The organism is Staphylococcus sp. GW821-FHT11H10 (assembly GCF_058807855.1).
On the sequence record NZ_JBXARC010000002.1, the window covers coordinates 1 to 25,509 of the forward strand.

At 33.7% G+C, this 25,509-nt stretch carries 22 protein-coding genes and 3 pseudogenes; 19 read left to right on the plus strand and 6 right to left on the minus strand.

The genetic code is table 11. The features are described from left to right. Nucleotides 1-324 precede the first annotated feature (324 nt). Nucleotides 325-2,352, plus strand: coding sequence for a glucose-specific PTS transporter subunit IIBC (gene ptsG, locus AC1RRU_RS01560; protein WP_011274846.1), 2,028 nt, complete (start codon nucleotides 325-327; stop codon nucleotides 2,350-2,352). 174 nt (nucleotides 2,353-2,526) lie between these two features. On the opposite strand, the pseudogene AC1RRU_RS01565 reads toward ptsG, so the two are convergent. Then, a pseudogene (locus AC1RRU_RS01565) lies at nucleotides 2,527-3,578 on the minus strand (zinc-dependent alcohol dehydrogenase family protein). A gap of 256 nt (nucleotides 3,579-3,834) precedes the next feature. On the opposite strand from AC1RRU_RS01565, the pseudogene AC1RRU_RS01570 reads away from it, so the two are divergent. Continuing rightward, nucleotides 3,835-3,939 (plus strand): annotated as a pseudogene (locus tag AC1RRU_RS01570) (acyl-CoA thioesterase); the annotation flags it as partial. Between the two features lie 20 nt (nucleotides 3,940-3,959). Next, nucleotides 3,960-4,292, plus strand: a complete 333-nt coding sequence (locus AC1RRU_RS01575; protein ID WP_016930808.1) for a thioredoxin family protein — start codon at nucleotides 3,960-3,962, stop codon at nucleotides 4,290-4,292. 170 nt (nucleotides 4,293-4,462) lie between these two features. Here AC1RRU_RS01575 and AC1RRU_RS01580 read toward each other — a convergent pair whose 3' ends face one another. Further along, nucleotides 4,463-5,419, minus strand: coding sequence for an L-lactate dehydrogenase (locus AC1RRU_RS01580; RefSeq protein WP_016930807.1), 957 nt, complete (start codon nucleotides 5,417-5,419; stop codon nucleotides 4,463-4,465). 163 nt (nucleotides 5,420-5,582) lie between these two features. On the opposite strand from AC1RRU_RS01580, the gene AC1RRU_RS01585 reads away from it, so the two are divergent. Then, nucleotides 5,583-6,554 carry an alpha/beta hydrolase fold domain-containing protein gene (locus AC1RRU_RS01585; protein ID WP_011274851.1) on the plus strand — a complete coding sequence of 324 codons (972 nt, stop codon included), beginning with the start codon at nucleotides 5,583-5,585 and terminating at the stop codon, nucleotides 6,552-6,554. A 110-nt stretch (nucleotides 6,555-6,664) separates the two neighbouring features. Here AC1RRU_RS01585 and AC1RRU_RS01590 read toward each other — a convergent pair whose 3' ends face one another. After that, complete coding sequence (locus tag AC1RRU_RS01590) at nucleotides 6,665-7,579, minus strand: EamA family transporter (RefSeq protein ID WP_371091500.1); 915 nt, start codon at nucleotides 7,577-7,579, stop codon at nucleotides 6,665-6,667. A 114-nt stretch (nucleotides 7,580-7,693) separates the two neighbouring features. Here AC1RRU_RS01590 and AC1RRU_RS01595 point away from each other — a divergent pair, with 114 nt between their 5' ends. Next, the gene (locus tag AC1RRU_RS01595) at nucleotides 7,694-8,578 is read left to right on the plus strand and encodes an AraC family transcriptional regulator (RefSeq protein WP_070601090.1); all 885 of its coding nucleotides are present in this window, start codon (nucleotides 7,694-7,696) and stop codon (nucleotides 8,576-8,578) included. Between the two features lie 18 nt (nucleotides 8,579-8,596). Here AC1RRU_RS01595 and AC1RRU_RS01600 read toward each other — a convergent pair whose 3' ends face one another. Further along, entirely contained in the window at nucleotides 8,597-8,917 is a 321-nt protein-coding gene (locus tag AC1RRU_RS01600) for a hypothetical protein (RefSeq protein ID WP_048667804.1), read from the minus strand. 427 nt (nucleotides 8,918-9,344) lie between these two features. Between AC1RRU_RS01600 and pgsB the strand changes: the two genes are divergently transcribed. The 10 genes and pseudogenes from pgsB to AC1RRU_RS01650 all read left to right on the plus strand — a co-directional run. Continuing rightward, entirely contained in the window at nucleotides 9,345-10,502 is a 1,158-nt protein-coding gene (pgsB, locus tag AC1RRU_RS01605; RefSeq protein ID WP_011274856.1) for a poly-gamma-glutamate synthase PgsB, read from the plus strand. A gap of 1 nt (nucleotide 10,503) precedes the next feature. After that, complete coding sequence (gene pgsC / locus AC1RRU_RS01610) at nucleotides 10,504-10,956, plus strand: poly-gamma-glutamate biosynthesis protein PgsC (protein WP_016930802.1); 453 nt, start codon at nucleotides 10,504-10,506, stop codon at nucleotides 10,954-10,956. A gap of 23 nt (nucleotides 10,957-10,979) precedes the next feature. Further along, nucleotides 10,980-12,053: a CapA family protein gene (locus AC1RRU_RS01615; protein ID WP_493196422.1), complete on the plus strand. Its 1,074-nt coding sequence runs from the start codon at nucleotides 10,980-10,982 to the stop codon at nucleotides 12,051-12,053. Continuing rightward, the gene (locus AC1RRU_RS01620; RefSeq protein WP_011274859.1) at nucleotides 12,028-12,204 is read left to right on the plus strand and encodes a hypothetical protein; all 177 of its coding nucleotides are present in this window, start codon (nucleotides 12,028-12,030) and stop codon (nucleotides 12,202-12,204) included. The genes AC1RRU_RS01615 and AC1RRU_RS01620 overlap by 26 nt, the downstream gene beginning before the upstream one ends. 1 nt (nucleotide 12,205) lies before the next feature. Then, nucleotides 12,206-13,801 (plus strand): gamma-glutamyltransferase, encoded by a 1,596-nt coding sequence (locus tag AC1RRU_RS01625; protein ID WP_037550371.1) that lies wholly within the window; start codon nucleotides 12,206-12,208, stop codon nucleotides 13,799-13,801. A gap of 386 nt (nucleotides 13,802-14,187) precedes the next feature. Then, entirely contained in the window at nucleotides 14,188-15,675 is a 1,488-nt protein-coding gene (xylB, locus tag AC1RRU_RS01630) for a xylulokinase (RefSeq protein WP_016930798.1), read from the plus strand. Nucleotides 15,676-16,087: 412 nt separating this feature from the next. Further along, a complete protein-coding gene (locus AC1RRU_RS01635) occupies nucleotides 16,088-17,134 on the plus strand; it encodes a PTS sugar transporter subunit IIC (RefSeq protein ID WP_016930797.1) in 1,047 nt (348 codons plus the stop codon). A gap of 2 nt (nucleotides 17,135-17,136) precedes the next feature. Next, a complete protein-coding gene (locus tag AC1RRU_RS01640; RefSeq protein ID WP_011274863.1) occupies nucleotides 17,137-17,823 on the plus strand; it encodes a serine dehydratase beta chain in 687 nt (228 codons plus the stop codon). A 13-nt stretch (nucleotides 17,824-17,836) separates the two neighbouring features. Then, the gene (gene sdaAA, locus AC1RRU_RS01645) at nucleotides 17,837-18,733 is read left to right on the plus strand and encodes an L-serine ammonia-lyase, iron-sulfur-dependent, subunit alpha (protein ID WP_011274864.1); all 897 of its coding nucleotides are present in this window, start codon (nucleotides 17,837-17,839) and stop codon (nucleotides 18,731-18,733) included. Nucleotides 18,734-19,116: 383 nt separating this feature from the next. Continuing rightward, nucleotides 19,117-19,284, plus strand: a pseudogene (locus AC1RRU_RS01650) (hypothetical protein); the annotation flags it as partial. Between the two features lie 113 nt (nucleotides 19,285-19,397). Here the strand turns inward: AC1RRU_RS01650 and AC1RRU_RS01655 are convergent. Beyond that, the gene (locus tag AC1RRU_RS01655) at nucleotides 19,398-19,892 is read right to left on the minus strand and encodes a GNAT family N-acetyltransferase (RefSeq protein ID WP_037550336.1); all 495 of its coding nucleotides are present in this window, start codon (nucleotides 19,890-19,892) and stop codon (nucleotides 19,398-19,400) included. Between the two features lie 158 nt (nucleotides 19,893-20,050). Between AC1RRU_RS01655 and srtA the strand changes: the two genes are divergently transcribed. Next, nucleotides 20,051-20,653 carry a class A sortase SrtA gene (gene srtA, locus AC1RRU_RS01660; RefSeq protein ID WP_016930795.1) on the plus strand — a complete coding sequence of 201 codons (603 nt, stop codon included), beginning with the start codon at nucleotides 20,051-20,053 and terminating at the stop codon, nucleotides 20,651-20,653. A 240-nt stretch (nucleotides 20,654-20,893) separates the two neighbouring features. After that, the gene (locus tag AC1RRU_RS01665) at nucleotides 20,894-21,691 is read left to right on the plus strand and encodes a Cof-type HAD-IIB family hydrolase (RefSeq protein WP_016930794.1); all 798 of its coding nucleotides are present in this window, start codon (nucleotides 20,894-20,896) and stop codon (nucleotides 21,689-21,691) included. A gap of 60 nt (nucleotides 21,692-21,751) precedes the next feature. Here the strand turns inward: AC1RRU_RS01665 and AC1RRU_RS01670 are convergent, their stop codons facing one another. Next, nucleotides 21,752-22,744 (minus strand): D-lactate dehydrogenase, encoded by a 993-nt coding sequence (locus AC1RRU_RS01670; RefSeq protein WP_053021966.1) that lies wholly within the window; start codon nucleotides 22,742-22,744, stop codon nucleotides 21,752-21,754. 316 nt (nucleotides 22,745-23,060) lie between these two features. Between AC1RRU_RS01670 and AC1RRU_RS01675 the strand changes: the two genes are divergently transcribed. Then, a complete protein-coding gene (locus AC1RRU_RS01675; protein WP_493196423.1) occupies nucleotides 23,061-23,717 on the plus strand; it encodes an NAD(P)H-dependent oxidoreductase in 657 nt (218 codons plus the stop codon). Between the two features lie 241 nt (nucleotides 23,718-23,958). Continuing rightward, nucleotides 23,959-25,452 (plus strand): aldehyde dehydrogenase family protein, encoded by a 1,494-nt coding sequence (locus AC1RRU_RS01680; RefSeq protein WP_011274872.1) that lies wholly within the window; start codon nucleotides 23,959-23,961, stop codon nucleotides 25,450-25,452. The last annotated feature ends 57 nt before the right edge of the window (nucleotides 25,453-25,509 follow it).

Here is a 25,509-nt window from a genome sequence, read left to right on the forward strand (position 1 = left end):
TATTATAACTTCGCGACTATTTGCCTCAACAACAAAAAAAGAGATTAAACAACCTAAGGTTGCTTAATCTCAATATTTGGACTCATCAGTCCGATTTGACCTAGAGCCGAATATTTAAATTATAAAAAATGTAAGATATTAGCAAAAAAGATATTGAAAACGCTTTATATTATAGGTATAATTAAATTGTTAAAAAAGAACTGCGTGTTACTATTCGATTAGGCATGAGCAGATAAGCTATCATTATTTTTGTCATAAATGATGAGCTTATTTGGTCATGCTTTTTTAATGCGTAAAAAGATACATTGAAAGGATTGAATCAAAATGTTTAAAAAGCTATTTGGACAATTGCAACGAATTGGTAAAGCATTAATGTTACCTGTGGCAATCTTGCCTGCAGCTGGATTATTACTAGCAATTGGAACAGCTTTTCAAGGTGAAGCATTACAGCAATATCTTCCATTTATTAAAAATGGAGTAATTCAAAATATTGCTAACATGATGACAGGTGCTGGTGGTATTATTTTTGATAACTTACCTATCATTTTTGCACTCGGTGTAGCAATAGGACTAGCAGGTGGAGATGGTGTAGCAGCCATTGCAGCTTTTGTCGGATTTATTATTATGAATAAAACAATGGGAGCATTCTTAAATGTTACGCCAGCACAATTGGAAGACCCATCTAAAGGATTCGCAAATGTTTTAGGCATACCTACACTTCAAACTGGAGTGTTTGGTGGGATTATTATAGGGGCTCTAGCAGCTTGGTGTTATAACAAGTTTTATAATATTTCCTTACCATCGTATTTAGGATTCTTTGCGGGTAAACGTTTTGTGCCGATTATGATGGCAACGACATCGTTTATTTTAGCTTTCCCAATGGCTTGGATTTGGCCATTCATTCAAAATGGATTAAATGCATTTAGTACAGGTTTATTAGATTCTAATACTGGATTGGCAGTATTCTTATTTGGATTTATTAAACGATTACTTATTCCATTTGGTTTACATCATATTTTCCATGCGCCATTTTGGTTTGAATTTGGTTCTTGGAAAAATGCAGCTGGAGAAATTATTCGAGGAGATCAACGTATTTTTATTGAGCAAATACGTGAAGGTGTTCATTTAACTTCAGGTAAATTCATGCAAGGTGAATTTCCTGTTATGATGTTTGGATTACCAGCAGCAGCATTAGCAATTTATCAAACAGCTAAACCTGAGAATAAAAAGGTAGTTGGAGGTTTGATGTTATCAGCAGCTTTAACATCATTCTTAACTGGTATTACTGAACCATTAGAATTTTCATTCTTATTCGTAGCACCATTATTATTCTTTATTCATGCAGTACTTGATGGATTATCATTTTTAACGCTTTATCTACTAAATTTACATCTAGGATATACATTCTCTGGAGGATTCATAGATTTTGTTTTATTAGGTATTCTTCCAAATAAAACACCATGGTGGTTAGTGATTCCGGTAGGATTAGTTTACGCTGTCATTTATTATGTAGTATTTAGATTCTTAATTGTTAAATTCAACTTCAAAACGCCAGGTCGTGAAGATAAACAAGCCTCTGTAGCTAATACATCTGCAAGTAAATTACCATTTGATGTGTTAGATGCAATGGGCGGTAAAGAAAATATCAAGCATTTAGATGCTTGTATTACGCGTTTACGTGTTGAAGTCAATGATAAATCTAAAGTAGACGTTGAAGGACTAAAAGCGCTTGGTGCTTCAGGGGTGCTTGAAGTAGGAAATAATATGCAAGCGATTTTTGGACCTAAATCAGATCAAATTAAACATGATATGGCACGTATTATGAATGGAGACATCACAAAACCTAGTGAAACCACTGTGACTGAAGATACATCAGATGAGCCAGTACAGTTGGAAGAGGTAAAAGAAACTGATATCTATGCACCAGGTACGGGTCATATTATTCCATTATCTGAAGTGCCAGATAAAGTATTCTCAGAAAAAATGATGGGTGACGGTATTGGATTTGTTCCTGAAAAAGGCGGAATTGTAGCACCATTTGATGGTACAGTTAAAACGATTTTCCCAACGAAACATGCCATCGGTTTAGAATCTGATACAGGAATTGAAGTATTAATTCATATTGGTATCGATACAGTGAAATTGAATGGTGAAGGCTTCGAAAGTTTAGTCGATGTCAATGAACCTGTCACACAAGGTCAACCATTAATGAAAATTAATTTAGCATACTTAAAAGAACATGCGCCAAGTGTTGTCACACCAGTGATTATTACAAATCAAGGTGATAAAACATTAACATTCGATGATGTTGATTCAGTAGATCCTGGTAAACGCATTATGACAATTAAATAATAAAACAAGCCTGGGACAACATATGTGTCTCAGGCTTGTTTTATGTGTTGGCAGTCGATGACTGAATTGAAAAGGTGTTGTCTCAAGGTTTTCAATTCTAATCCTCTTTGCCATGGCGGGGCGACGAATTCAGAAAGAATACTGTCCCCCTTATTTTTTATTTAATAAACAACATTATTCAGTTATATCATTCTCAATTAATAATTTGATAGCTTTATGATCTGTAGCATTTCTGAATAAATCATAAGCATGTTCAATATCACTTAATTTGCTATTATGTGTCACCAATTGTTCAGGTTGAATAATTTTACTTTTCAAAGCTTCTAACAATTCTTCAGTAGTATTCGCCGAAACTAAACCTGTTGTCACATTGATATTCTTAATCCATAATTTATCGATATCAAATTGTACTGGTAATCCATGAACACCAAAATTAGCGATTGTGCCGTCAACACCAATTAACTTTTGACATAAATCAAAGGTTTGCGGAATACCAAAAGCTTCAATAACTACGTCCAAACCACGATGGTTCAATGTTTTTACTTGAGCAACAGCATCTTCAACATTCGTTGAATTAATTGTATGTGTAGCACCTAATTCCTTGGCAGTTGCTAAACGATTATCATCCAAATCGAGCATAATAATTTTAGAAGATGAATAAAATTGTACTGTTGATAATGCAGCTAATCCAACTGGACCTGCACCTACTATCGCAACCGTACTACCTGGTTTAACTTTACCTTTTAAAACACCAATTTCATAACCCGTTGCTAAAATGTCAGAGAGCATAACGAGTGCTTCGTCTGGTAAAGATTCTGGTGCATGGTATAAAGAGTTGTCTGCGAAAGGTACTTTAAAATATTCTGCTTGTGTACCATCTATGAGGTGATCTAATATCCAACCGCCATCTTTTTCACAATGTGCATAAATACCTTTTTTACAGTAGTAACATTTACCACACGACGAGATACAAGAAACAATGACTTTATCTCCAACTTTGAAATTGTTTACACTTGAACCAACTGATTCAACGAAACCAATACCTTCATGGCCAAGTGTTGTGTTTGATGGTACTTCCGATGTATCGACTTTAATAATATGTAGATCAGTACCACAAATCGTGTTTTGACCATTCTAATAATTGCATCTGTACTTTCCGTAATGATTGGCTTCTCTTTATCAATCAGTTTTGCAAAGCCTGGCTTTTCATAAACATAAGCTTTCATATGAATTATCCTCATAAAATATGCGAATATTTTCACAAACACTATACTATGTAAATTTGGTTATGTATTTAATAAAAATAATATATAATAAAATAGACATGTATATAGTACGCTCATTAAATGTTGTATAGTTAAAGTAGATGAAAAATGCATGTAAACGTCGTAGAATATAATTGAATGATGACTTAAAGGAGATTATATTTTATGGGACATGAAGGCTTGTTAGTCGCCGAAAGAGAAATCGAAGTTAACAATTGGAGATAAAGTGCATTGTATTGGACAGCAAACAGGTGGTTTCTTAGATTTAGAACCCCAAAGAGTAACTAAGATGCCAGAGGTATTTCAAAACTTATTAAAATAAGTGAAAGTATAGGTGAGGATATGGCAAAGCATTTGAGTAATATGGAAGCCTTCCATCAAATTATTAATAATAATCAGTTAGTAGTAGTTCACGTAATGCGGGATCATTGTTCAGTGTGCCATGCTGTATTACCACAAATTGAAGATATTGTAGCATCTTACCCTAATACAGAACTTGCCGTCATAAATCAATCAGATGTCGAAAATATTGCAGGTGAATTATCTATATTTACTGTACCCGTTGATTTAATCTTTATGAATGGTAAAGAAATGCATCGCCAAGCTCGATTTATAGATATGCAACGCTTCGAACATCAGTTGAAATTAATGTATGATAGTTGCTTTGAAACATAAAGTGAGAGCGGGGCCCCGGCAAAGAGAATTTCATAAAGAAATTCTACAAATAAAGCAAGCTGGGGTTTGGGGCCCCAGCAAAGAGAATTTCATAAAGAAATTCTACAAATAAAGCAAGCTGGGGTTACGAATTAATTTCTGTCCCGCTCCCTACTCACTTACTTTTAATATCAGCACATTTGATCAATGATAGCATCGGCTTGTCGCTGATAGTCTAAGATGATATCAGCAGAATGATGTAGCTGTGATAATTCTTCTTTTGTGAGAGCTAATTCAATAATTCGGTCAGCACCATTTCCGTTAATAACGGTAGGTACACCGATATATACATCACTCAATCCATATTCACCTCCAATGTAACTTGAAACATTCATAATGATATTTTTATTAAATAAGATGGCTTCTACGATTCTAACTAGACTTAGTGATATTCCGAAATTGGTTGTGCCTTTTCGAACATAAATATCGTAACCAATTTGAGTTGTACGGTTGGAAATGGAAGTCTTAAATGCTTCTATATTCGTATTAGAAGGTAATAAATCTAACACCGGCTCACCTGCAATTTGTGCGTGTGACCATACTGCGACTTGTGAATCACCATGTTCACCAATAATAGGTGCATAGACTTGATTCGGTGCTACATCGAATTCTCGACTTAAAAAGAATTGGAAACGCGCAGTATCTAAAGAAGTGCCTGAACCAATGATTTTATTTTTAGGAAAATTCGACACTCGTTTAACGACGTAACTCATAATGTCGACGGGATTGGAAGGTAATACAAAGTAGCCATCGAAACCACTATCTACAATACGTTGAATCATTGGTACAAAAATGTCTACATTATCTTCTAGTAGCTTAAGACGTGTTTCACCTTTAGCAAGTTTAGCACTTGCACAAATCACTATAATATCAGCGTCTTTACAGTCTTCATACTGTCCGACATGCACATTTACGAAGTTATCGCCAAATGGAGTCGCATGATTTAAATCCCACACATCTGCTTTAGCCTTATCCTCATCAATATCTATAATTGTCATCTCATCCACTAAACCTTTAGCTACGATTGCATGTGCAAACGCAGATCCTACATAGCCACTTCCAATAATTACAATTTTATGACGTGCCATAAATCGTTGCCTCCTTTTATAATTTGAAAATTCAGATAATTTATATAAGGATAGCATGTTTTCCTTAAAATGAAAATATTGTTTAACGATAACAGTGTTAATTACTAAATGAATTGTCGTTTAAGGTTTATAATATAGACATGTATAGGAGGTCGTTTAAGCTATGAAAAAAAGTATGATAACCGTAGCAACATCTGCGATATTAGGAACATTAGCATTTATTAAAGTTAAAGAGAAACGCAGTTACAAAAGTTTTATAACTGAAAAATATATACGAATGTCTGGCATGAAAAAAACGTTTGAAAATGAAGCGGACGCGAAAAAAGCATTGGAAGAAACGAAAGAAATTACAGCTGGAAAATATGGTGGCACTAGTTATGAATTTAAACATGACGTTCGAACAAAAAGTTGGAATGGGTGCGTCACATATATTGTGAATGACCAACGTAACCATCAACAAAAAGTTGTTTTATATATTCATGGTGGTGCATGGTTCCAAGATCCACTAGATAATCATTTTAATTTTATAGATGAACTCGCAGGACAACTTGATGCGAAGGTCATTATGCCGATATATCCTAAAGTACCTCATCGTGATTATCGTACTACATTCGAATTATTAAAACTTATTTATGATAAACAAGCTGCCAAAGTTGAAAGCAGTGAACAGCTTATTGTGATGGGAGATTCTGCAGGCGGACAAATTGCATTGTCATTTGCCGAATATTTAAAAGCAGAAACTACACTTCCACAACCTGGACATATTGTAATGCTATCTCCAGTGTTAGATGGTACGTTAAGCAATCCAGATGCTAAAACGTATGAACGCATTGATCCAATGTTAGGTATAGAAGGTAGTAAATACTTTATAAAATTATGGGCTGGCCAATTACCTATTGAGGACTATAGAATATCGCCAATTAACGGTGACTTAGAAGGATTAGGTCGATTATCCATTTTTATTGGTACAAAGGAAACGTTATACCCTGACGCTTTAAAATTATCCCAAATGCTTAATGATAAAGGTATTGAACATGATTTTATGCCAGGATATAATTTATTCCACATTTATCCTATCTTCCCATTACCAGAAAGACAGAAATTCTTTACACAACTTAAATCAATTATTCTATAAAAATTAAGCGCCGAGGACGAGATGATTACTAAAGTGACACGATGAATTCACGAAGAATTCTGTGCTATTCAGGCTAGTCATCGTTCAATTCCTTGGCGCTACATTATTGATTACATTTCTTCAGGTTGTTTCTTAAGTGACAACATTAAAATTAAAATAAGAATTAATACGATTCCAATGACTTGGACTGATTGGAAAGTAACACCAAGCCATAATGCACTTGTAACAACTGCTATCACTGGTTCAATCGTACCTAATAACGTTGTCTCCTTAGGTGATAAGTATTTAAGACTATCTATAAATAAATAAAATGCGAAAGCAGTCCCAGCGATAATCCCAAAAATTAAATAAATGATTGTAGATGCACTCATGTTGCTAAAGCTAACATCCCATATAGGATGCTTGAAACTCATTGCACAACCTGAAATAATCATTGCCCATCCTACGATTAGAATTGAAGGGAACTTTTCAAGTAAGCCTGTGGCATAAATCGTGTAAAACGCAAGTGCTAAGCCAGAGATAATTCCCCATAACAAACTCGTAGGTGATACGACTAAATGAGAGATAGATCCATTTGTTAAAAGTAGAAAAGTACCAATTAACGTCATTGTAATGGCTAAAATATCAAAAGGACGAAATACGTCAAGACCACGTATGACGAACCAAATAATGATATAGACTGGTGCAATGTATTGGAGAAGTGTAGCTACTGCGACATTGCCGGTTGCGATGGATGCCATATAAGCGTATTGGACAAAAAGCATCCCGATTAAACTGTATATAAACAAATTAACAACTGTTTTGAGCTTCTTAAAAACAATAAACATAGATTGCTTAGGATGTAATAGTTTGTACAGACTCAACAAGAAGATGCCACTTATTAGTAGGCGAGCAGTAACATACCAATCCACTTCAATATCTCGTTGATTAAAGAGTAAGTCGGAAACAGTCCCACCTAATCCCCATAAAGTAGCACCTATAATTGCAAATAATACTCCTTTTAATCTGTGTTGTGTGTGATTCATTGAATGCACCTCCATCTGTATTTTGTTTTATTATAAATCTCATAATATAATGTATATAAATTTGATAATACTCAAATAGTAATTAAAAGTATCAAGATATTGAGGTAGTGCGATATGGTTTCTAAAATTATTATTAATGAAGACTTAGAAGAAAAGATTAATTATCCTGATCGACGTTGGCCACATGTCATTCTACATACATCATTGAGTGAGACATTACTCGGATATATACCTTTACATTGGCATTATGCCTTACAATTTATGTATGTCACAAACGGTGTGATTAAGGTAAAGTTAGCAGAAAATACATTGGAGATACATGAAGGGGAGGGATTATTTATTAATTCAAACGTTGTACATGAAATTCGTGACGCGAATGAAGGCGCGCGTTTCTATTGCTGGAACATTGGATTGCCCAATGTCACGGAATATATCAATTTTACTTATGTTAGTCGAATTGTTGATCAAGCGCAATCCATTCCATTTATTAAATTAATACCAAAAGATGAAGAAAATGTAAGTTTGTTACGGCGTATTGAGATAGTAGGACATATTTACTTATCACAAAGAGATTATTATCAACTGCAAATTCTTAGAGAATTTTATCAATGTCTAAATCATCTTTTAAATATTTTTGATCAATATGAACAAATCAATCAATATTTCTTTGATCCAAGAGTTAAACAATGTATTGAATACTTACAAAGTCATTATCATAAAAAGGTGCAACTGAGTGAGTTAAGTCATATGGTTCATATGAGCGAAGCGGAGACGATTAAGTTGTTTAAACGATTTGCAGGGGACACGCCATTCAATTTCTTACAAAATTATCGACTAGAGCAGAGTGCTAAGCAACTCATGTATCATCATAAAAATGTGACTGAAGTGGCAATGGATTGTGGATTCTCAACTACAAGTTACTTTATACAAAATTTTAAGCAGAAATATTCACTCACTCCTAAGCAATTTCAAATAAAATATGCAAAGTATTTAAAATAAAGTAGGTGCATAGTGTCATCAATCAGATGAGCTTGCACCTACTTTTTCAGTATCTGTATTTGAAATTGTATCATTTGTATTTGAAACGGTTTCTTCTTTGGCAACATCATCACTTGTTGCTGAAGCTTTATTTAACTTTGTATCATTTATGTCTTCGTTAGAATCTTTAGTAACACTATTAATGTGTTGATGGTCTGTGTCTAAAACTGAACTACTCATATCATTGCCTTGTAAGCTACCCACAAGAATCAATACTAAATAGCTTGAACAAACTAATAATACCATTGCTAAATATATGCTAATTGCTATCTTAACAGGTTTAGTCAAAGGTTTACCCATCAGTATCCTCCTAAAGTTGTATCTTTAATTACCTCTAAATTAACATCAGTATTTTAATCTAATGTAAATGCGACGTAAATATTTGATGATTTCTCAAATAACTAGAACTAAATTTAAATTTTAGAAAAATATTTTTAAAATCATTCTTTATTTGTAAAAGTAAAATATTGAATATTTCTAAAAAAATTAATCTTTGTTAATATAATTTTACATTAGATTTACAATGTTAAAACTGACTAAATACGCACATGATAGCATACCCTTATTAGAAGTAATAATTTATTTATTATGTTCATATGAAGCAAGAGCGTTTGGATTTATTAGTCACTTCTATAGAAAATGTTTAAAGACATTTTTGATATACATAGCAATGAAATACGTATTTAGACAACTTAATATTAAAACAATTAAAGAGAGGTACTACACTGTGATTCTCATTATAATTTGTATCGCATTGATTTTATGGCTTGGTATTAAAGAGAAGAATCGCCATACTAATCGACTCAATAAGATTCCAATTAGAATCAACATAAATGGTATTCGTGGTAAATCAACGATTACGAGAATGATTTATAGCGTATTAAGAGAAGACCATTATCATGTTATTGGTAAAACCACAGGCACAGATGCTCGAATGTTGTATTGGTTTACTGACAAGGAATACCCCGTTATTAGAAAACCACAAGGTGCGAATATTGGTGAACAACGTGACATTGTGCGTAAAGTTGTTAAACAAAAAGCTGACTCTTTAGTTAATGAATGTATGGCAGTTAATCCAGACTATCAAATTACTTTTCAAAAAGATTTAGTTAAAGCCAATATAGGCGTTATCGTCAATGTCATGGAAGACCACATGGACGTGCTTGGACCTACACTTCAAGATGTTGCTCAAGCGTTTACTGCAACAATTCCTTACAAAGGGACTTTAGTTGTTATGAAAGACGACTATACGAAATTCTTCGCAAAAGAAGCTAAGAAACGTAAAACAAAGTTAATTGTCGTAGATAAAGATGAAGTTCCGGAATCATATTTAAGAAAGTTTCCATATCTCGTCTTCCCAGATAATGTTGCTATTGCATTAGGCGTTGCAGAAGCTGTTGGCGTTGATAAGGAAACTGCATTGAGAGGCATGTTAAATGCACCACCTGATCCTGGTGCGGTTGAAATCAAATACTTTAATGCAAATCGCACACGAAATGTATTTGTTAATGCATTTGCTGCTAATGAACCTCAATCGACAAAAGCTATTTTAAACAAAGTTGAATCTTATAACTATCCATATACGAAAAAAGTAGTGATTTTAAATTGTCGTTCAGATAGGGTAGATAGAACGCGTCAATTTGTTGAAAACTTTATTGATGATGTAGACTTTGACACACTCATTTGTACAGGTAAAAGTACACAAATGGTGACAGACTTAATGCAACACTTACCTGATAAAAAATATCTTAATTTTGAAAACCGTGAGTTTCCAGAAATTGAGAAAGCTATTTTGCAAGAGTCACAAAACGCACTCATATTCTGTGTAGGAAATATTCATGGTCCAGGTGGTAGAATAGCAGAATTTATAGAAGGGATAGAATAAAATGATAGGTTCAGAATTATACTTCTCCCTATTTGTCGGTATTGTATTAAGTTTAATATTTGCCGAGAAATTTGGGATTAATCCAGCAGGACTCGTTGTACCGGGTTATTTAGCACTTATATTCGATCAACCCATCATGTTGTTATCTGTGTTAGTCATTAGTTGTTTAACATTTTTCATAGTTACATATGGTATTAGTAGATGGGTTATTTTGTACGGAAGAAGAAAATTTGCGGCGATGATTTTAACTGGGATGGTACTTAAATTCCTGTTCGACTTGATTTATCCATTGACGCCATTTGAAATGGTTGAAGTGTCTGGTATTGGTGTCGTTATTCCTGGAATCATTGCGAATACAATTCAAAAGCAAGGTGTCGTGATTACGTTATCATCAACGATGTTACTTACATGTATCACGTATGTCATCTTATTCTTATATAGCTTTATTAATTAATCGCGAGCAAGGAGCGCAGAGTAATGAAAAAGAAAAAACGGTTATCAGCGAGCGAATGGTTACTTAAGCAATCGAAACGTCACAAACGTTTCAATTTTAGCTATACACTTATCGTTTTAATTGTGGCACTTGTACTTCTAGTATTCGCTATTAGAGCTGTAAAAGTTGAGCCAGTCGAGGCAATGCCAAGCTCAGGTAATGATTATATTCGTAGTACATATTTAGGCAATATCACATTGAATAAACATTTTCGACAAATGGATCTTAACGAAGTGTTTAAAGGGTTAAAGCAACCACTTCAACAAAGTGACTTTTCAACTGCTTCACTTCTAGTGAGCCATTTCTCAAATGATCCTAAAACGAATATTAAGAAGAATATTGAGAATATTATGTTCTTGAAAAAAGAAAATGTTAAAAGTGTCAATTTAATTAATAATACGATTGATAACGTGCAAGCCCAAGATTTAAGTAAACAAGTGGAAGCACATACGGATTATAACTTTATGACTGGTAATGGCTCTAACCCAATTAATAGTAAGACGGTGCAACAAACGGTTAAAGGTAAAAAAATAGCTAACGTGTCATTCACTGACGTAGGTTCAAACTATGAAGATCCACTTAAAAATACAACATCTATTAGTTTAGACCCAAAAATATTTGTTCCATTAATCAAAAACTTAAAAGAAAATAACGATTTAGTTGTCGTAAACGTGGATTGGGGTATTACCAATGAACGTAGTGTGACGGATCGTCAAAAAGAATACGCACATGCGCTAGTGAAATCCGGTGCAGATGTAATCATTGGTCATAACTCAGTTGTCCAAAAAGTTGAAAAATATAAAAATGCAAGTATCTTCTATAGTTTAGGTAATTTAACATCAGATTCATTCTTATCTAAAAACCAAAAAGGTATGGTAGTTCAGCACGATTGGAATGGGCAGCATAATAAATTTAGCATTACACCTGTACGTGGTGCAGATGGCAAAATAACGAAAGACAACATGAATAAGATGGAGGCACAACGTTATTACAATAATATAAATGATAAATCAATTCACCTTAAAGAGGAGAATGGAGGATATACCTTTGAATATTAAAAAACATTGGTTAGGTATTGTAACAACGCTCATTATAATTGCAATTCTATTGATGGTGACGTTTGCCAAAGCGAACGAAGGCCTTGATAACTATGAGAAAAATGAATTAAAAGATGCAACGGAGCAATATTTGTCTAAAGGGGCCAGTTAGTATGAATATTTATAGTAAAGTGACATTATCAGTCATTTTAGTTATCACCATTTTAATATCATTTGTCTTTTACTACTTTAATAAAGAAGACAGACCTGATAAAGATACATTATTCGAAAATAAAATTGCAGATCATAAATCATCTGGCAGTAATAAAAAATATGGCGTAGCATCTAATAATGCGATTGCCACGCGTGTCGGTAATAAAATTATTGAAGATGGTGGTAATGCAGTAGACGCAGCTATGGGTGTTTCTTATGCGCTAGCGGTAACAGAACCGCATTCGTCAGGTTTAGGTGGCGGTGGTGCCACGCTTACATATAACGGTAATGAAGGCGAAGAACCAAAGATGTACGAATATAAAACGCTATCTTCTTATAATTATAAGAAAGGCGATGAAATTGGTACACCTGGATTTGTGCAAGGTATGCATGATATGCATCAACGAGAAGGTAAAATGGATGAGAAGAAAATTTTTAGTTACGTAGTGCCATTAGCCGAAGATGGCTTCGAAGTTGATTCAGAATTAGAGCGTAGTTTGAAAATCTACGGTTCTGATATCGATCGAAATTCATCTTTCTTCAAAGGAAAACGTACAGTACGTGAAGGCGATGTAGTTAAACAGCCCGCTTTAGCTAAAACACTTAAAGGTATTAGAGATAAGGGGCCTAAATATTTCTATAAGGATATTGCTAAGAGTGTATCTAAACAAATCGATAGTGAATTAGTTGAGAAAGACTTTTCAACATTTAAAACTGAAGAAAAGAAACCAGTATCAACTAAATATTTAAATAATACAATATACTCTGCATCAAATCCTTTAGGTGGGGTTTTAATGTTACAAGGTTTAAAAATTGATGAAAGTGCCAATACAAATAATGATAGAACAGATTATATCAATGGCATTATTAAATCACGTGATGTAATGTACCGAAATAGAGATATTGTTAATGGTCAGGAAGCGAATAACGACTCACACTTATCGGAAAATTATTTATTAGACAATTTAAATAATGTAAATAGTGGCGGTAATGAAATGAATAGTGATTTTGATACGTCATTAGATACGACGAGTACAACTCATTTTGTTGTCATTGATAAGAATGGTAAGCTTGCTAGTACTACAAATACGTTATCTAGTTTCTTTGGTTCAGGTAAATTTGTTAAACAAGGTTTCTATATGAACAACTCTTTAACAAACTTCTCAAGTGATCCTAATAGTCCAAACTATGGTGGAAAACATAAAGCACCACGTTCTTATACATCACCATCCATTGTTGTTGGTCCGGATTTCTATATGGGTATTGGTACACCAGGTGGAAACAAAATTCCTACCACCTTAAATGAAGTGTTGATTGACTATTTAAGAGGTGACGGTTCCCTACAAGAATCTATTGATAAACCACGTTTTTATAACGATGGTGGTACAGTTTATTATGAGAATGCGACAAGTGATGAAGATATCAATACATTCAAGAGTATGGGATATGGTGTTAAAGAAAAACGTAATGACGCAAACTTTGGTAGTGTTCAAGGTGCAATATATAATAAAAATGATCAAACTGTTGAAATCGGTCAAGATGTTGGTAATAGATAATGGTTTGGTAAAAGCAAAATAATATTTTTGAGAGGCTGGGACAAAATAAAATGTCTCAGCCTACTTTATTATTTTGTCAGTAGATGACTGATTTGAAAATGTGCATGAATCAACCTTTTTTCAAACCTAGTCATCTTTGACGGGGTAGGACAACGAAATAAATTTTGAGAAAATGTTATTTCTGTCCAACTCCTTTTTCCAAATAGGAATAAAGGGAAAAGAATTGAAATCATAGTTTACTATTGAAATTATCATTAAAATCGATATGATAAATATATAGGTTATAGAATTTAATATTAAAATTATATAAAACAAATATATATTGAGTTGTTTACATGATATGTAAGATGAACGCCTCTTATAATGATGGACAAGGTGGAATGGTTATGGAAGATGTAGTATTAGGAATAGACTTAGGTACGAGTGCAGTTAAAATAATAGCTGTTAATCGACAAGGAGAAGTAATTGCTTCAACGAGTGAACCTTTAACGTTGATACAAGATCGTGCCGGTTATAGTGAGCAAGATCCTGAAGAATGGTTTAAAGTGGTTAAGAAAGGTATTAAATATATTAATGAAGTGCCTATAATGGCGAATTATACTGTCAAAGGGATCTCATTCTCAGGGCAAATGCATGGTTTAGTGCCATTGAATAGCGAACATAAACCTGTACGCCATGCCATTCTATGGAATGATACCCGTAACTCTGAACAATGTGCGCAAATCAAAGAAGTATATGGTGAAAGATTGAATGGCAATCCTATTCTTGAAGGATTCACACTTCCAAAAATGCTTTGGATGAAACAAAATGAGCCATCACTTTGGGAACAAGTAAGTGTCTTCGTATTGCCTAAGGATTACGTACGCTATTGTTTAACAGGTCATATTCACATGGAATATTCTGATGCAGCCAGCACATTACTATTAAGTCCAAAAACACATGATTGGACTAGAGATGTAGGTGAACGATTAGGCATCGGAGATATTTATCCACCTTTAGTACGTTCAACAGAGGAAGTTGGAGTAGTTCGTTCAGAATTAGAACAAGAGCTTGGTTTCAAAGCTCCTGTAAAGGTTTATGCTGGTGGTGGAGATAACGCATGTGGTGCCATTGGTGCAGGAATCATTAATGGTAACGATACGCTTTGTAGTATCGGGACATCAGGTGTCGTACTCAATGTTGAAAGCGAAGGCTACACTGAATACAAGAACAACATACATTTCTTTGATCATAGCGTTCCACAAACATTCTATGCTATGGGCGTAACCTTAGCAGCAGGTTACAGTTTAAATTGGCTTAAACAAACGTTCTTTGAACATGAAAGCTTTGACGATATCGTTAAACAAGCAAGTATCTCAACAATTGGTTCTAACCACTTATTATTCGCACCTTATTTATCAGGCGAACGTACTCCACATGGAGATGCTTTTATAAGAGGCAGTTTTATTGGTATTAGTGGTAGCCATAATAAGGCAGATTTTGCTAGAGCAGTATTAGAGGGTATTACCTTCTCTTTATATGACTCTATACAATTAATGCGAGAAGCTGGTAAAGAGATTACACATATTACTTCAATTGGTGGCGGTGCGAAAAGTTCATTTTGGTTGCAGATGCAAGCAGATATCTTTAATGCTACAATAAGAAAGTTAAAACACGAAGAGGGTCCTAGTATGGGCGCTGCGATGATTGCAGCATATGGACTGCAATGGTTCGAAAGTTTCGATGAATGTGTAGATAAGTTTATAGATATTGCTCAAACATTTGAACCAGACGCTAAAAGACACGCACAATATGAAGCATATTATAAAGTATATAAAGATATTTACCGTCATACGCATCAATTAACTGAAGCATTGTTAAAAATTGAAGATTAATTCAATGATAATAAACTGGAGCAGCAATGGTTGTTCCAGTTTATTATGTTAAAAACTAAATCATTTTAATTTTGCAACAATTTCAAATGTGAGCACTTTGTTATGTAAAGGTTAGTTGTCACGTTAAAGTGAAAATATCAACAAAGAAATGTATACAATTTACCCGAAATTTCAAATAATAAATACGCTGTTGAAAAGGTTTACAAAGCAGTTTTTATTAGTGTAAAATAACACATATTATTTATTTCTTTTCAAAAAATTTAAAACTAAAAATATTTTAACCTCAAAAAGTCTCTAAATGTGATTTATTTCACAATTTTATTTTTTTTGTCATTGAATATGTCTTGAAATCGTTTTCTTCACGTTGTAGTATGACTATGGTAGTTAAATAAATAGAAAGAGGTTTTGGGGAATGAATATCATTTTAGGAGTAGGAACACTCGTATTAGTGCTTATCGTTATGACGCTATTCTTAAACTTTGCGCCATACGGTAAACAAGGACTACAAGCTTTATCAGGAGCTGCTTGTGCAACTTTCTTACCACAAGCATTCCTAAGTTACGCTATTGGTGGCGTATTCCATATCGAGTTTTTACAAACAATAGGAGATTTGGCAGGAAGCCTTGCAGGTGTTGCAGTAGGTATCTTAACTGGCTTGAAAATGGGCATCTCACCTGTTTTTGCAGTAATCATAGGACTAGTATTACACGACTTTAAATTATTACCAGCATTTATAGCAGCGTATATTATTTCATTCGGTATTAAATTTATCGAGAAAAAAGTTCCAGAAGGGTTGGACTTAATTGCTGTGATTTTAATTGCTCCAGCACTTGTATTTGGCTTAGCTACAGTTATTAGCCCAGGGGTTATGGCTGTATTAACTCAAATCGGTGGTGCAGTTACATCAGTAGGAGACAGCAATCCATACGCATTAGCAATTATTTTAGGATTAGTAATTCCAGTAACGGGTATGACACCACTAAGTTCAATGGTATTAACTAGCTTATTAGGACTAACTGGTATACCAATGGCTATCGGTGCTTTAACATGTACTGGTTCATCATTTGTTAACTATGTATTATTTAGCAGACTTAATATTGGCGGAAGTAAATCAAAAGCATTCGCAGTATTTGTTGAACCATTAACACAAATCGATTTAATCGCAAAATACCCTCTACAATTATATGGTACGAACGCAATTATCGGTGTTGTAAACGCTTGTATCGTTACATTTAGTGGACTCGTAATCGGTGTTAAAGGTATGGCAACACCAATTGCAGGTGCAATCGTCTTATTCGGATTTAACGATGCTACAAAATCAATTATTACAATCATCGTCGTTGCAGTAGTAAGTGTGGTATTAGCATTTATCTTCAGTACGTTAATTAAAAAATTCAACCTAATGAATATGAGTATAAAATTGCCTAGTAAACAGAAACAACCTAAGGAGAGTGTTTAATTATGGCTACTAAAAAAAGCTACGATTATCAAAGTGCATTTGATATTATTGGCCCTGTTATGATGGGACCTTCAAGTTCTCATACAGCAGGTGCAGTTAAAATTGGTAACGCTGCTTATGCAGTATTAGGTGGTATGCAGCCAGATAAATTAACAATTCATTATTACGAATCCTTTGCTCAAACACATCAAGGACACGGTACAGATTTAGCTATCGTTGGTGGTGCAATGGGCTATAGCACATTCGATAGTCGTATTAAGAGTTCATTAGCAATCGCTAAAGATCAAAACATCGAAGTAAATATTATCGAAGAAGAAGGCGACAGTATTGGTGAGCATCCTAACTGTGCGTATCTTGTTGCAGAAGGAAATGGTCGTCACATCGAAGTAATTGGTAACTCAATTGGTGGCGGTACAATCAAATTAAAACGTATCAGTGTAGAAGGACTAGACATTGATTTTAACTATGGTTTACCTATCCTAGAAATGGATGGAGCGGCAAATAAATCAGAAGTTAATCACTTTATCAATGATGTGAATGAACTTGGTGCAGACATTAAAGAGGAAATGACACAAACGGGCGATAATTTTAGTTTAGCAGTATTACCACTAAACAAAGCATTATCTGAATCAACGTTAGATCAAATTAAAGAAAAATATAGTCACTTAAATATATCCTATATTAAATAGAGGGGGATTAAAGATGTTTGATTCAATTAGAGAAACTATAGACTACGCAGTCGAAAATAAAATGTCTTTTGCAGATATAATGATTCAAGAAGAGATGGAACTTTCAGGTAAGACGCGTGACGAAGTTAGAGAAACAATGAAACAAAATTTAGATGTCATGAGAGATGCCGTAATTAAAGGATCAACTGGCGAAGGTGTAAAAAGTGTAACAGGTTATACTGGCCAAGATGCCATTAAACTTGCTAAATATAACGAGAATAATCATGCCTTATCAGGACATGAAATGGTTGAAGCAGTTAAAGGTGCGGTTGCTACTAATGAAGTAAACGCAGCTATGGGTATCATTTGTGCAACTCCAACAGCTGGATCCTCCGGAACGATTCCGGGCGTATTATTTAAATTAGAAAAAACACATGACCTAACAGAAGAACAAATGATTGATTTCTTATTCGTTTCATCATTATTTGGTCGCGTTGTTGCTAACAATGCAAGTGTTGCAGGTGCTACAGGAGGTTGCCAAGCAGAAGTAGGTTCAGCTTCAGCAATGGCAGCAGCTGCTGCAGTATCAATCTTTGGTGGCGAACCGGAAGCATCTGGTCACGCTATGGCATTAGCGATTAGTAATTTACTTGGTCTAGTTTGTGACCCAGTAGCAGGTTTAGTAGAGATTCCATGTGTAATGCGTAATGCAATTGGTTCTGGTAATGCATTAATTTCTGCAGACTTAGCCTTAGCTGGTGTTGAAAGTAGAATTCCAGTAGATGAAGTTATCGAAGCTATGGATAAAGTAGGACGTGGCTTACCAGCTGAATTAAGAGAAACAGGACTTGGTGGTTTAGCAGGTACACCAACAGGTGAAGCAATTAAACGTAAAATCTTTGGTGAAGCTGAAGTTAATAGCTTTTCATAATATAATTGAAATTAGAAGCCATTCTTGAATGTCAATATAACATTTAAGAATGGCTTTTTTAATACTTATGACAAATTTATCATTTTGGCAGTAGCTATCTGGTTTGAAAACGCACTTGAATCAAGCATTTTCAAATCTAGTCAGGGCCCCAGCAAAGAGAAATTCATAAAGAAATTCTACAAGCTAAGCAAGCTGGGGTTTGGGGCCCCAGCAAAGAGAATTTTATAAAGAAATTCTACAAGCTAAGCAAGCTGGGGTTAAAACGAAATAAACTTTGAGAAAATATCAGATATGTTCTACTTCCATATATTTATCAGAAAATTTAAAAAGTTATTGCAAAATTTCACTAATACGTTTAAAATAGCCGAAAAGGGGATGATGATATGCTAAGGTTATGTATCATCTTTTTTATATTCGTGATTAACACAACCATTACACAGTTATGGACAGTTGAGGGAACATGGGAGAATCTCTTATTACAATCGATGTCACTAAGTATGATTATTGTATTCCTGTTTTATTATGTGGATTTTGTAATTGCGGAGAAAAAGAGGAAGCAAATAGAAACTTTATTTAAGAAAGAATTCTTTCATGAGAAGGAAGACTTTTTTGAAAAAGACGATAAAAGAAAAGTAAGTGAGTAAAAGGGACTCACTTACTTTTCTTATTTGTCATGCAAATCATATTGGTAAAAAGCAAGATCTAACCAGCGATCAAATTTGTAGCCAACATTTTGAATGGTACCTGCATGTTTGAAGTTAAACTTTTCATGTAATTTGATGCTGCTATCATTGGAAGCATCGATACCAGCTACAATAGTACGATAATTTCTAGTTCTGGCATCTTCAATAAGATGTTGTAATAATTGAGAAGCAATGCCTTTGCCTTGATTTGATTTATCTACGTAAATCGAATGTTCAATAGAATATAAGTAAGCCGGCCAGTTTCTAAATTGACCGTAAGTTGCAAAACCAACAGCCTTGCCAGCTTGTTCAAATACAAATATAGGTTCATTTGCTTTATTCTTCATGTCAAACCAAGCTTTACGTTCATCTAAAGTTTGAATATCGTATGTGTAAACAGCTGTAGTATGCAATATTGCATCATTATAGATTGATAGTATTGCCGGTAAATCTTCAATTTTTGCTTCTCTAATCATTATGGCACCTACTTTTCTAAGTTTGTATCAGTTTAAAACGAGATTTCAATTGTTGCAACTATATGTAATTATATATGACACGATAAATTAAATTAAACTTACGAAATAAACATGATATACTATGACCTAAGAAAGTCACGTTAAAGGAGTAACACATAATGAAGAATTGGATTAATCGATTGATGACGATACTTGGCGTCATACTCATCTTAGTAGCAGTGTATCTATTTGCTAAACCACATATCGATAATTATTTACATGAAAAAGATAACGACAACAAAATAGAACAATATGATAAACAGGATAAGTCTAGCAATAAACAAACACCAACCATTCCTAAGGATAAAACTAAAATGGCAGGGTATATATCAGTGCCAGATGCAGAGATTAAAGAACCCGTGTATCCTGGACCAGCGACACCAGAACAGTTAAATCGTGGTGTAAGTTTCGCTGAGAAAGATGAATCGCTAAGCGATCAAAATATATCAATCGCAGGTCATACATTTACCGATAGACCACATTACCAATTCACAAACTTAAAAGCAGCTAAAAAAGGTAGCAAAGTATACTTCAAGATAGGAAAAGAAACACGCGAATATAAAATGACTAGTATACGTGATGTTAATCCAGACGAAGTTGAAGTATTAGACGAACACAAAGGTGAAAAGAATCAATTAACATTAATCACATGTGACGATTACAATGAGCAAACCGGTGTTTGGGAAAAACGTAAAATCTTTGTGGCGAAACAAGTTAAATAAATAAAAAACACCAATCGTTACATAAAACATAAATGCTAAGTCATTAGGAGTGATACAAGACATCCAATGTAGATCTTGTGTCACTCCTTTAAATTTAGCATTAGAAATAATCATGCTATTTTTATTAATTGTATTTAATTTCAGAATGTGAATATAGTTTCATCATGTTAGTGTGAACTTCAACCCTAATTAGATGATATATATAATAAATGTGAATACAACGGACTAGGGGGATTGCACATGGTTAAAGCTATTGCAGTAGATATGGATGGTACATTTTTAGATTCTAAAAAGAATTATGATAAAGACCGTTTTGAGAAGATATTTAAAGCATTGAAAGAACGCAATATAGAATTCATTGCTGCAAGTGGAAATCAATTTGCTAAATTACAATCTATATTCGGAGAAAGAGATATGTTCTTTATTTCTGAAAATGGTGCAGTTATTTACAGAGGTAAAGATTTATATAATTATCGTAGCTTCAATCAAACAGACTACAAAGAAGTTGTTGATTATTTAAATATTGATAGAAACATTAAAGAATTTATTGTTTGCGGATTAAAGAGTGCCTATATATTGAAAGACACGAGTGAAGCATTTAAGGAAGATGCGCATTTCTACTATCATCAGTTGGAGGAAATTGATTCTTTTCAACCATTACCGGATGATGAATATGTCAAGATTGCGTTAAATATTAATCGAGATATGCATTCAACACTTGATACTGATTTAGAGGAAAAGTTTAACAATACTATTAAACTCGTATCGAGTGGACATGATAGTATTGATATTATTATGCCTAATATGACAAAAGGGCAAGCACTTCAACGTTTATTGGATGAGTGGCATATGTCTGCTTCTGATTTGATGGCATTTGGAGATGCTAACAATGATAAGGACATGCTTGAATTAGCCGAGCACAGTTATGTAATGGCTAATAGTCATGATGAAACACTATTTGAAGTTGCCAAGGCAGTTGCTCCAAGTAATGATGAGCAAGGGGTATTACAGATTATCGAACAAGAAGTATTGAAATAGCTTAAAAAAGGAGAACTCTCAATTTTGAGAATTCTCCTTTTTATTTATTAAACACATATCTTAGTTTAATTGAGTTTCACATTTACCAGTATTAATAACTGATAATGCTGCGTTTAATCCGCCTTCAACTAAATTTCTCACAGCTTCATCAGAGAAGAATGCGATATGTGGAGTGACCAAAATGTTTTCATGTTTAATTAATTCTAATAACGTTTCATCTTCGATCTCTTTATCTGTCCAGTCATATGTGAAGTAATCAGCTTCATTTTCATATGTGTCAATGGCAGCACCATATAAAGTACCATCATTTACAGCATTAATTAAAGCTGCTGTATCAATAACAGCACCACGAGCTGCATTTACTAATACTGCGCCTTTTTTAACTTTAGAGAACATATCTGCATCGAATAAGTGGAAACTTTCTTTATTCGCTGGAACATGTAATGAAATGATATCAGCATCAGCAATTGCTTCTTCAACTGTATCTTTATATTCTAAGAAGTCTAATGAATTGTTAGGGTATGCATCATAACCTACAACTTTAGCTCCGAAACCAGCATAAATTTTACCAGTTGCAGCACCAATACGTCCTGTACCGATAATAGCTACTGTCATATTTTTAACAGGGGTAGACATAATAGGTGCAGCCCATTTGAAATTATGTTCTTGAACACGTTTTTCAATCGCAGGGAAACGACGAACTAATTGTAAAGCGATAGAAACTGAATATTCAGCAATAGTTTCTGGTGAATAACTAGGTACATTTGAAATGATAATGCCATGTTTTTTAGCTAAGTCTAAATCGTACATGTCGAAACCAGCAGTACGTTGAGCAATTTGTTTAATACCATATTCTTCAAGTTTAGGATAAACAGAGTCTGCTAATTTACCAAATTGCATTGTAGTAACACCATCGAAACCTTTAGCTAAATCAACTGTGTCTTCACTTAAAATTTCTTCAGTTGTAACAACTTCAACATTGTTCGCTTTACCCCAGTTTAAAGCGTCATTTTTCTCGTAATCACGAGTTCCATAAAACATAATTTTTGTCATTTTAATAACCTCACTTCATTTTGTATGAATTTATAATTACATAAATAAGTTTTCTTAAGTTGTCTATAGAAATGTGAATATTAATAGGAATAATGATTTGAAACATCTCTATTAATTAACTTACAAATATATTATATTGTGAATTTATTCACAAATCAATAGGAAATGCGAAATTTATTTTTCTATTGTTAAAAATTAACATAAAAATAGTAAATTTTCATTTATTTTTTATGATAACTTTTGTAAGCGTATAATTTTATGCTAAAGGAAACGTACTTTATAATCAAATTAGTACTATCTAAGGAGGATATATTTCATGAGTTCAATGCAAGAGACAATAATCAACGCATTTAATTTTAGACATGCAACAAAGGAATTTGATCCTGAAAAGAAAGTTAGTGAGTCAGACTTCCACACAATATTAGAAACAGGTCGCTTATCACCTAGTTCACTAGGATTAGAACCTTGGCGTTTTGTTGTTATTGAGAATGAAGATTTAAAAGAAAAATTAAAACCTTACAGTTGGGGAGCACAAAAGCAATTAAATACAGCAAGTCGTTTCGTTATTATTCTTGCACGTAAAAATGTCACTGCAGATTCAGAATACGTACAACATATAATTCGAGGTATTAAAAAATACGAAGAAAGTACGATTCCAGCAGTTGAAGATAAATTTAATAATTTCCAAACGAATTTCCATATTAACGATAATGAGCGAACGTTTTTAGACTGGGCAAGTAAACAAACTTACATTGCATTAGCTAACATGATGACCTCTGCAGCATTATTAGGAATTGATTCATGTCCTATGGAAGGATTTGATTTAGATAAAGTTACTGAAATTTTAGCTGAAGAAAATGTTGTCGATACGGAACATTTCGCACCATCAGTTATGGTTGCATTTGGTTATCGAAAAGAAGAACCAAAAGATAAAGTTCGTCAACCTGCCGAAGACGTTATTGAATGGATTTAATATAGGACTAAAAAAGAGAGTGAAGACTCTCTTTTTTTATTATCTATAAGTGATAGATTCTATAACTAGAATTAATGATGTTTAAAGAACTTAATACACGGAAAAATATTACAAGCAAGTTAGTGTATTTAAAAATGTAAATAAGGTAAAATAATAGTAGTTTTAAGTAAACGCTTACATTTTGATGTAAACACAACGCACATAAGGTTTTTCATAAATTTATATAAAGGGATGATGAAAAATGGCAAAAGTAAACGTTAGAGATTTCATAGAGGAACAATACGGTTTATTTATCAACGGTGAATTTCAAGCAAGCGAAAGTGGAGACACATTAACTGTAACTAACCCTGCGAATGGTGAAGATTTAGCTAAAGTAGCTAAAGCAAGTAAATCTGATGTTGATAAAGCAGTACAAGCTGCACAAGATGCTTTTGACAGTTGGAGTAAGACATCTAAAGAAGAACGTGCGGACTATTTATTAGAAATTAGTCGTCGAATTCATGAAAAAGTGGAACACTTCGCGACAATTGAATCGTTACAAAATGGTAAGCCTTATCGAGAAACGTCAACAATTGATGTGCCATTAACAGCAAATCAATTTAAATATTTTGCGAGTGTATTAACAACAGACGAAGGTTCAGTCAATGAAATTGATGAGAATACAATGAGTTTAGTAGTCAATGAACCAGTAGGTGTTGTTGGTGCAGTAGTTGCATGGAACTTCCCAATTTTATTAGCGTCATGGAAATTAGCACCAGCATTAGCTGCGGGTAATACAATTGTGATTCAACCATCTTCTTCTACACCATTATCATTAATTGAACTTGCGAAGATCTTCCAAGAAGTATTACCTAAAGGTGTCGTAAACGTATTAACTGGTAAAGGTTCAGAATCAGGCGATGCAATCTTCAATCATGAAGGTGTAAACAAATTATCATTTACAGGATCAACAGACGTTGGTTACGGCGTTGCGAAAGCAGGTGCTGAACGTATCGTTCCAACTACATTAGAACTTGGTGGTAAAAGTGCTAATATCATCTTTGACGATGCAAATTTAGATCAAGTTGTTGAAGGTGCTCAATTAGGTATTTTATTCAACCAAGGTGAAGTATGTAGTGCTGGTTCACGTTTATTAGTACAATCTTCAATTTATGATAAAGTAATGCCTAAATTAAAAGAAGCTTTCGAAAATATCAAAGTGGGAGATCCATTTGATGAAGACGTTAAAATGAGTGCTCAAACTGGCCCAGAACAACTTGAAAAAATTGAAAGCTACGTAAAAATTGCAGAAGAAGATTCAAATGCAAATATCTTAACAGGTGGTCATCGCTTAACAGATAATGGACGTGACAAAGGATACTTCTTCGAGCCTACAATCATCGAAATTAAAGATAATAGTCATCAATTAGCACAAGAAGAAATTTTCGGACCAGTTGTAGTAGTAGAAAAATTTGAAGATGAAGCTGAAGCGATTAAAATTGCGAATGATTCAGAATACGGTTTAGCGGGTGGTATCTTTACTACTAATATTAACCGTGCATTAAATGTTGCTAAAGCGATGAGAACTGGTCGTATTTGGATTAACACTTATAACCAATTCCCAGCTGGTGCGCCATTCGGTGGATATAAAAAATCTGGTATCGGTCGTGAAATTTATAAAGACGCTATTAAAAACTATCAACAAGTTAAAAATATCTTCATTGATACTAGCAATCAAACAAAAGGATTATACTAAGATAGTTAGTTTATAAATAAAAAATGAATATCATTTAAATTGAATGAGAGCTATCTG

Coding starts and splice junctions, on each gene's coding strand:
- AC1RRU_RS01615 (WP_493196422.1), top strand. CDS start 10,980: ATGAAAAAGAAAAAACGGTTATCAGCGAGCGAATGGTTACTTAAGCAA.
- AC1RRU_RS01665 (WP_016930794.1), top strand. CDS start 20,894: ATGGTTAAAGCTATTGCAGTAGATATGGATGGTACATTTTTAGATTCT.
- AC1RRU_RS01595 (WP_070601090.1), top strand. CDS start 7,694: ATGGTTTCTAAAATTATTATTAATGAAGACTTAGAAGAAAAGATTAAT.
- AC1RRU_RS01655 (WP_037550336.1), bottom strand. CDS start 19,892: ATGATTAGAGAAGCAAAAATTGAAGATTTACCGGCAATACTATCAATC.
- AC1RRU_RS01635 (WP_016930797.1), top strand. CDS start 16,088: ATGAATATCATTTTAGGAGTAGGAACACTCGTATTAGTGCTTATCGTT.
- AC1RRU_RS01680 (WP_011274872.1), top strand. CDS start 23,959: ATGGCAAAAGTAAACGTTAGAGATTTCATAGAGGAACAATACGGTTTA.
- AC1RRU_RS01600 (WP_048667804.1), bottom strand. CDS start 8,917: ATGGGTAAACCTTTGACTAAACCTGTTAAGATAGCAATTAGCATATAT.
- AC1RRU_RS01625 (WP_037550371.1), top strand. CDS start 12,206: ATGAATATTTATAGTAAAGTGACATTATCAGTCATTTTAGTTATCACC.
- AC1RRU_RS01675 (WP_493196423.1), top strand. CDS start 23,061: ATGAGTTCAATGCAAGAGACAATAATCAACGCATTTAATTTTAGACAT.
- sdaAA (WP_011274864.1), top strand. CDS start 17,837: ATGTTTGATTCAATTAGAGAAACTATAGACTACGCAGTCGAAAATAAA.
- AC1RRU_RS01640 (WP_011274863.1), top strand. CDS start 17,137: ATGGCTACTAAAAAAAGCTACGATTATCAAAGTGCATTTGATATTATT.
- AC1RRU_RS01585 (WP_011274851.1), top strand. CDS start 5,583: ATGAAAAAAAGTATGATAACCGTAGCAACATCTGCGATATTAGGAACA.
- ptsG (WP_011274846.1), top strand. CDS start 325: ATGTTTAAAAAGCTATTTGGACAATTGCAACGAATTGGTAAAGCATTA.
- pgsC (WP_016930802.1), top strand. CDS start 10,504: ATGATAGGTTCAGAATTATACTTCTCCCTATTTGTCGGTATTGTATTA.
- xylB (WP_016930798.1), top strand. CDS start 14,188: ATGGAAGATGTAGTATTAGGAATAGACTTAGGTACGAGTGCAGTTAAA.
- AC1RRU_RS01620 (WP_011274859.1), top strand. CDS start 12,028: ATGGAGGATATACCTTTGAATATTAAAAAACATTGGTTAGGTATTGTA.
- AC1RRU_RS01670 (WP_053021966.1), bottom strand. CDS start 22,744: ATGACAAAAATTATGTTTTATGGAACTCGTGATTACGAGAAAAATGAC.
- AC1RRU_RS01590 (WP_371091500.1), bottom strand. CDS start 7,579: ATGAATCACACACAACACAGATTAAAAGGAGTATTATTTGCAATTATA.
- AC1RRU_RS01580 (WP_016930807.1), bottom strand. CDS start 5,419: ATGGCACGTCATAAAATTGTAATTATTGGAAGTGGCTATGTAGGATCT.
- AC1RRU_RS01575 (WP_016930808.1), top strand. CDS start 3,960: ATGGCAAAGCATTTGAGTAATATGGAAGCCTTCCATCAAATTATTAAT.
- srtA (WP_016930795.1), top strand. CDS start 20,051: ATGAAGAATTGGATTAATCGATTGATGACGATACTTGGCGTCATACTC.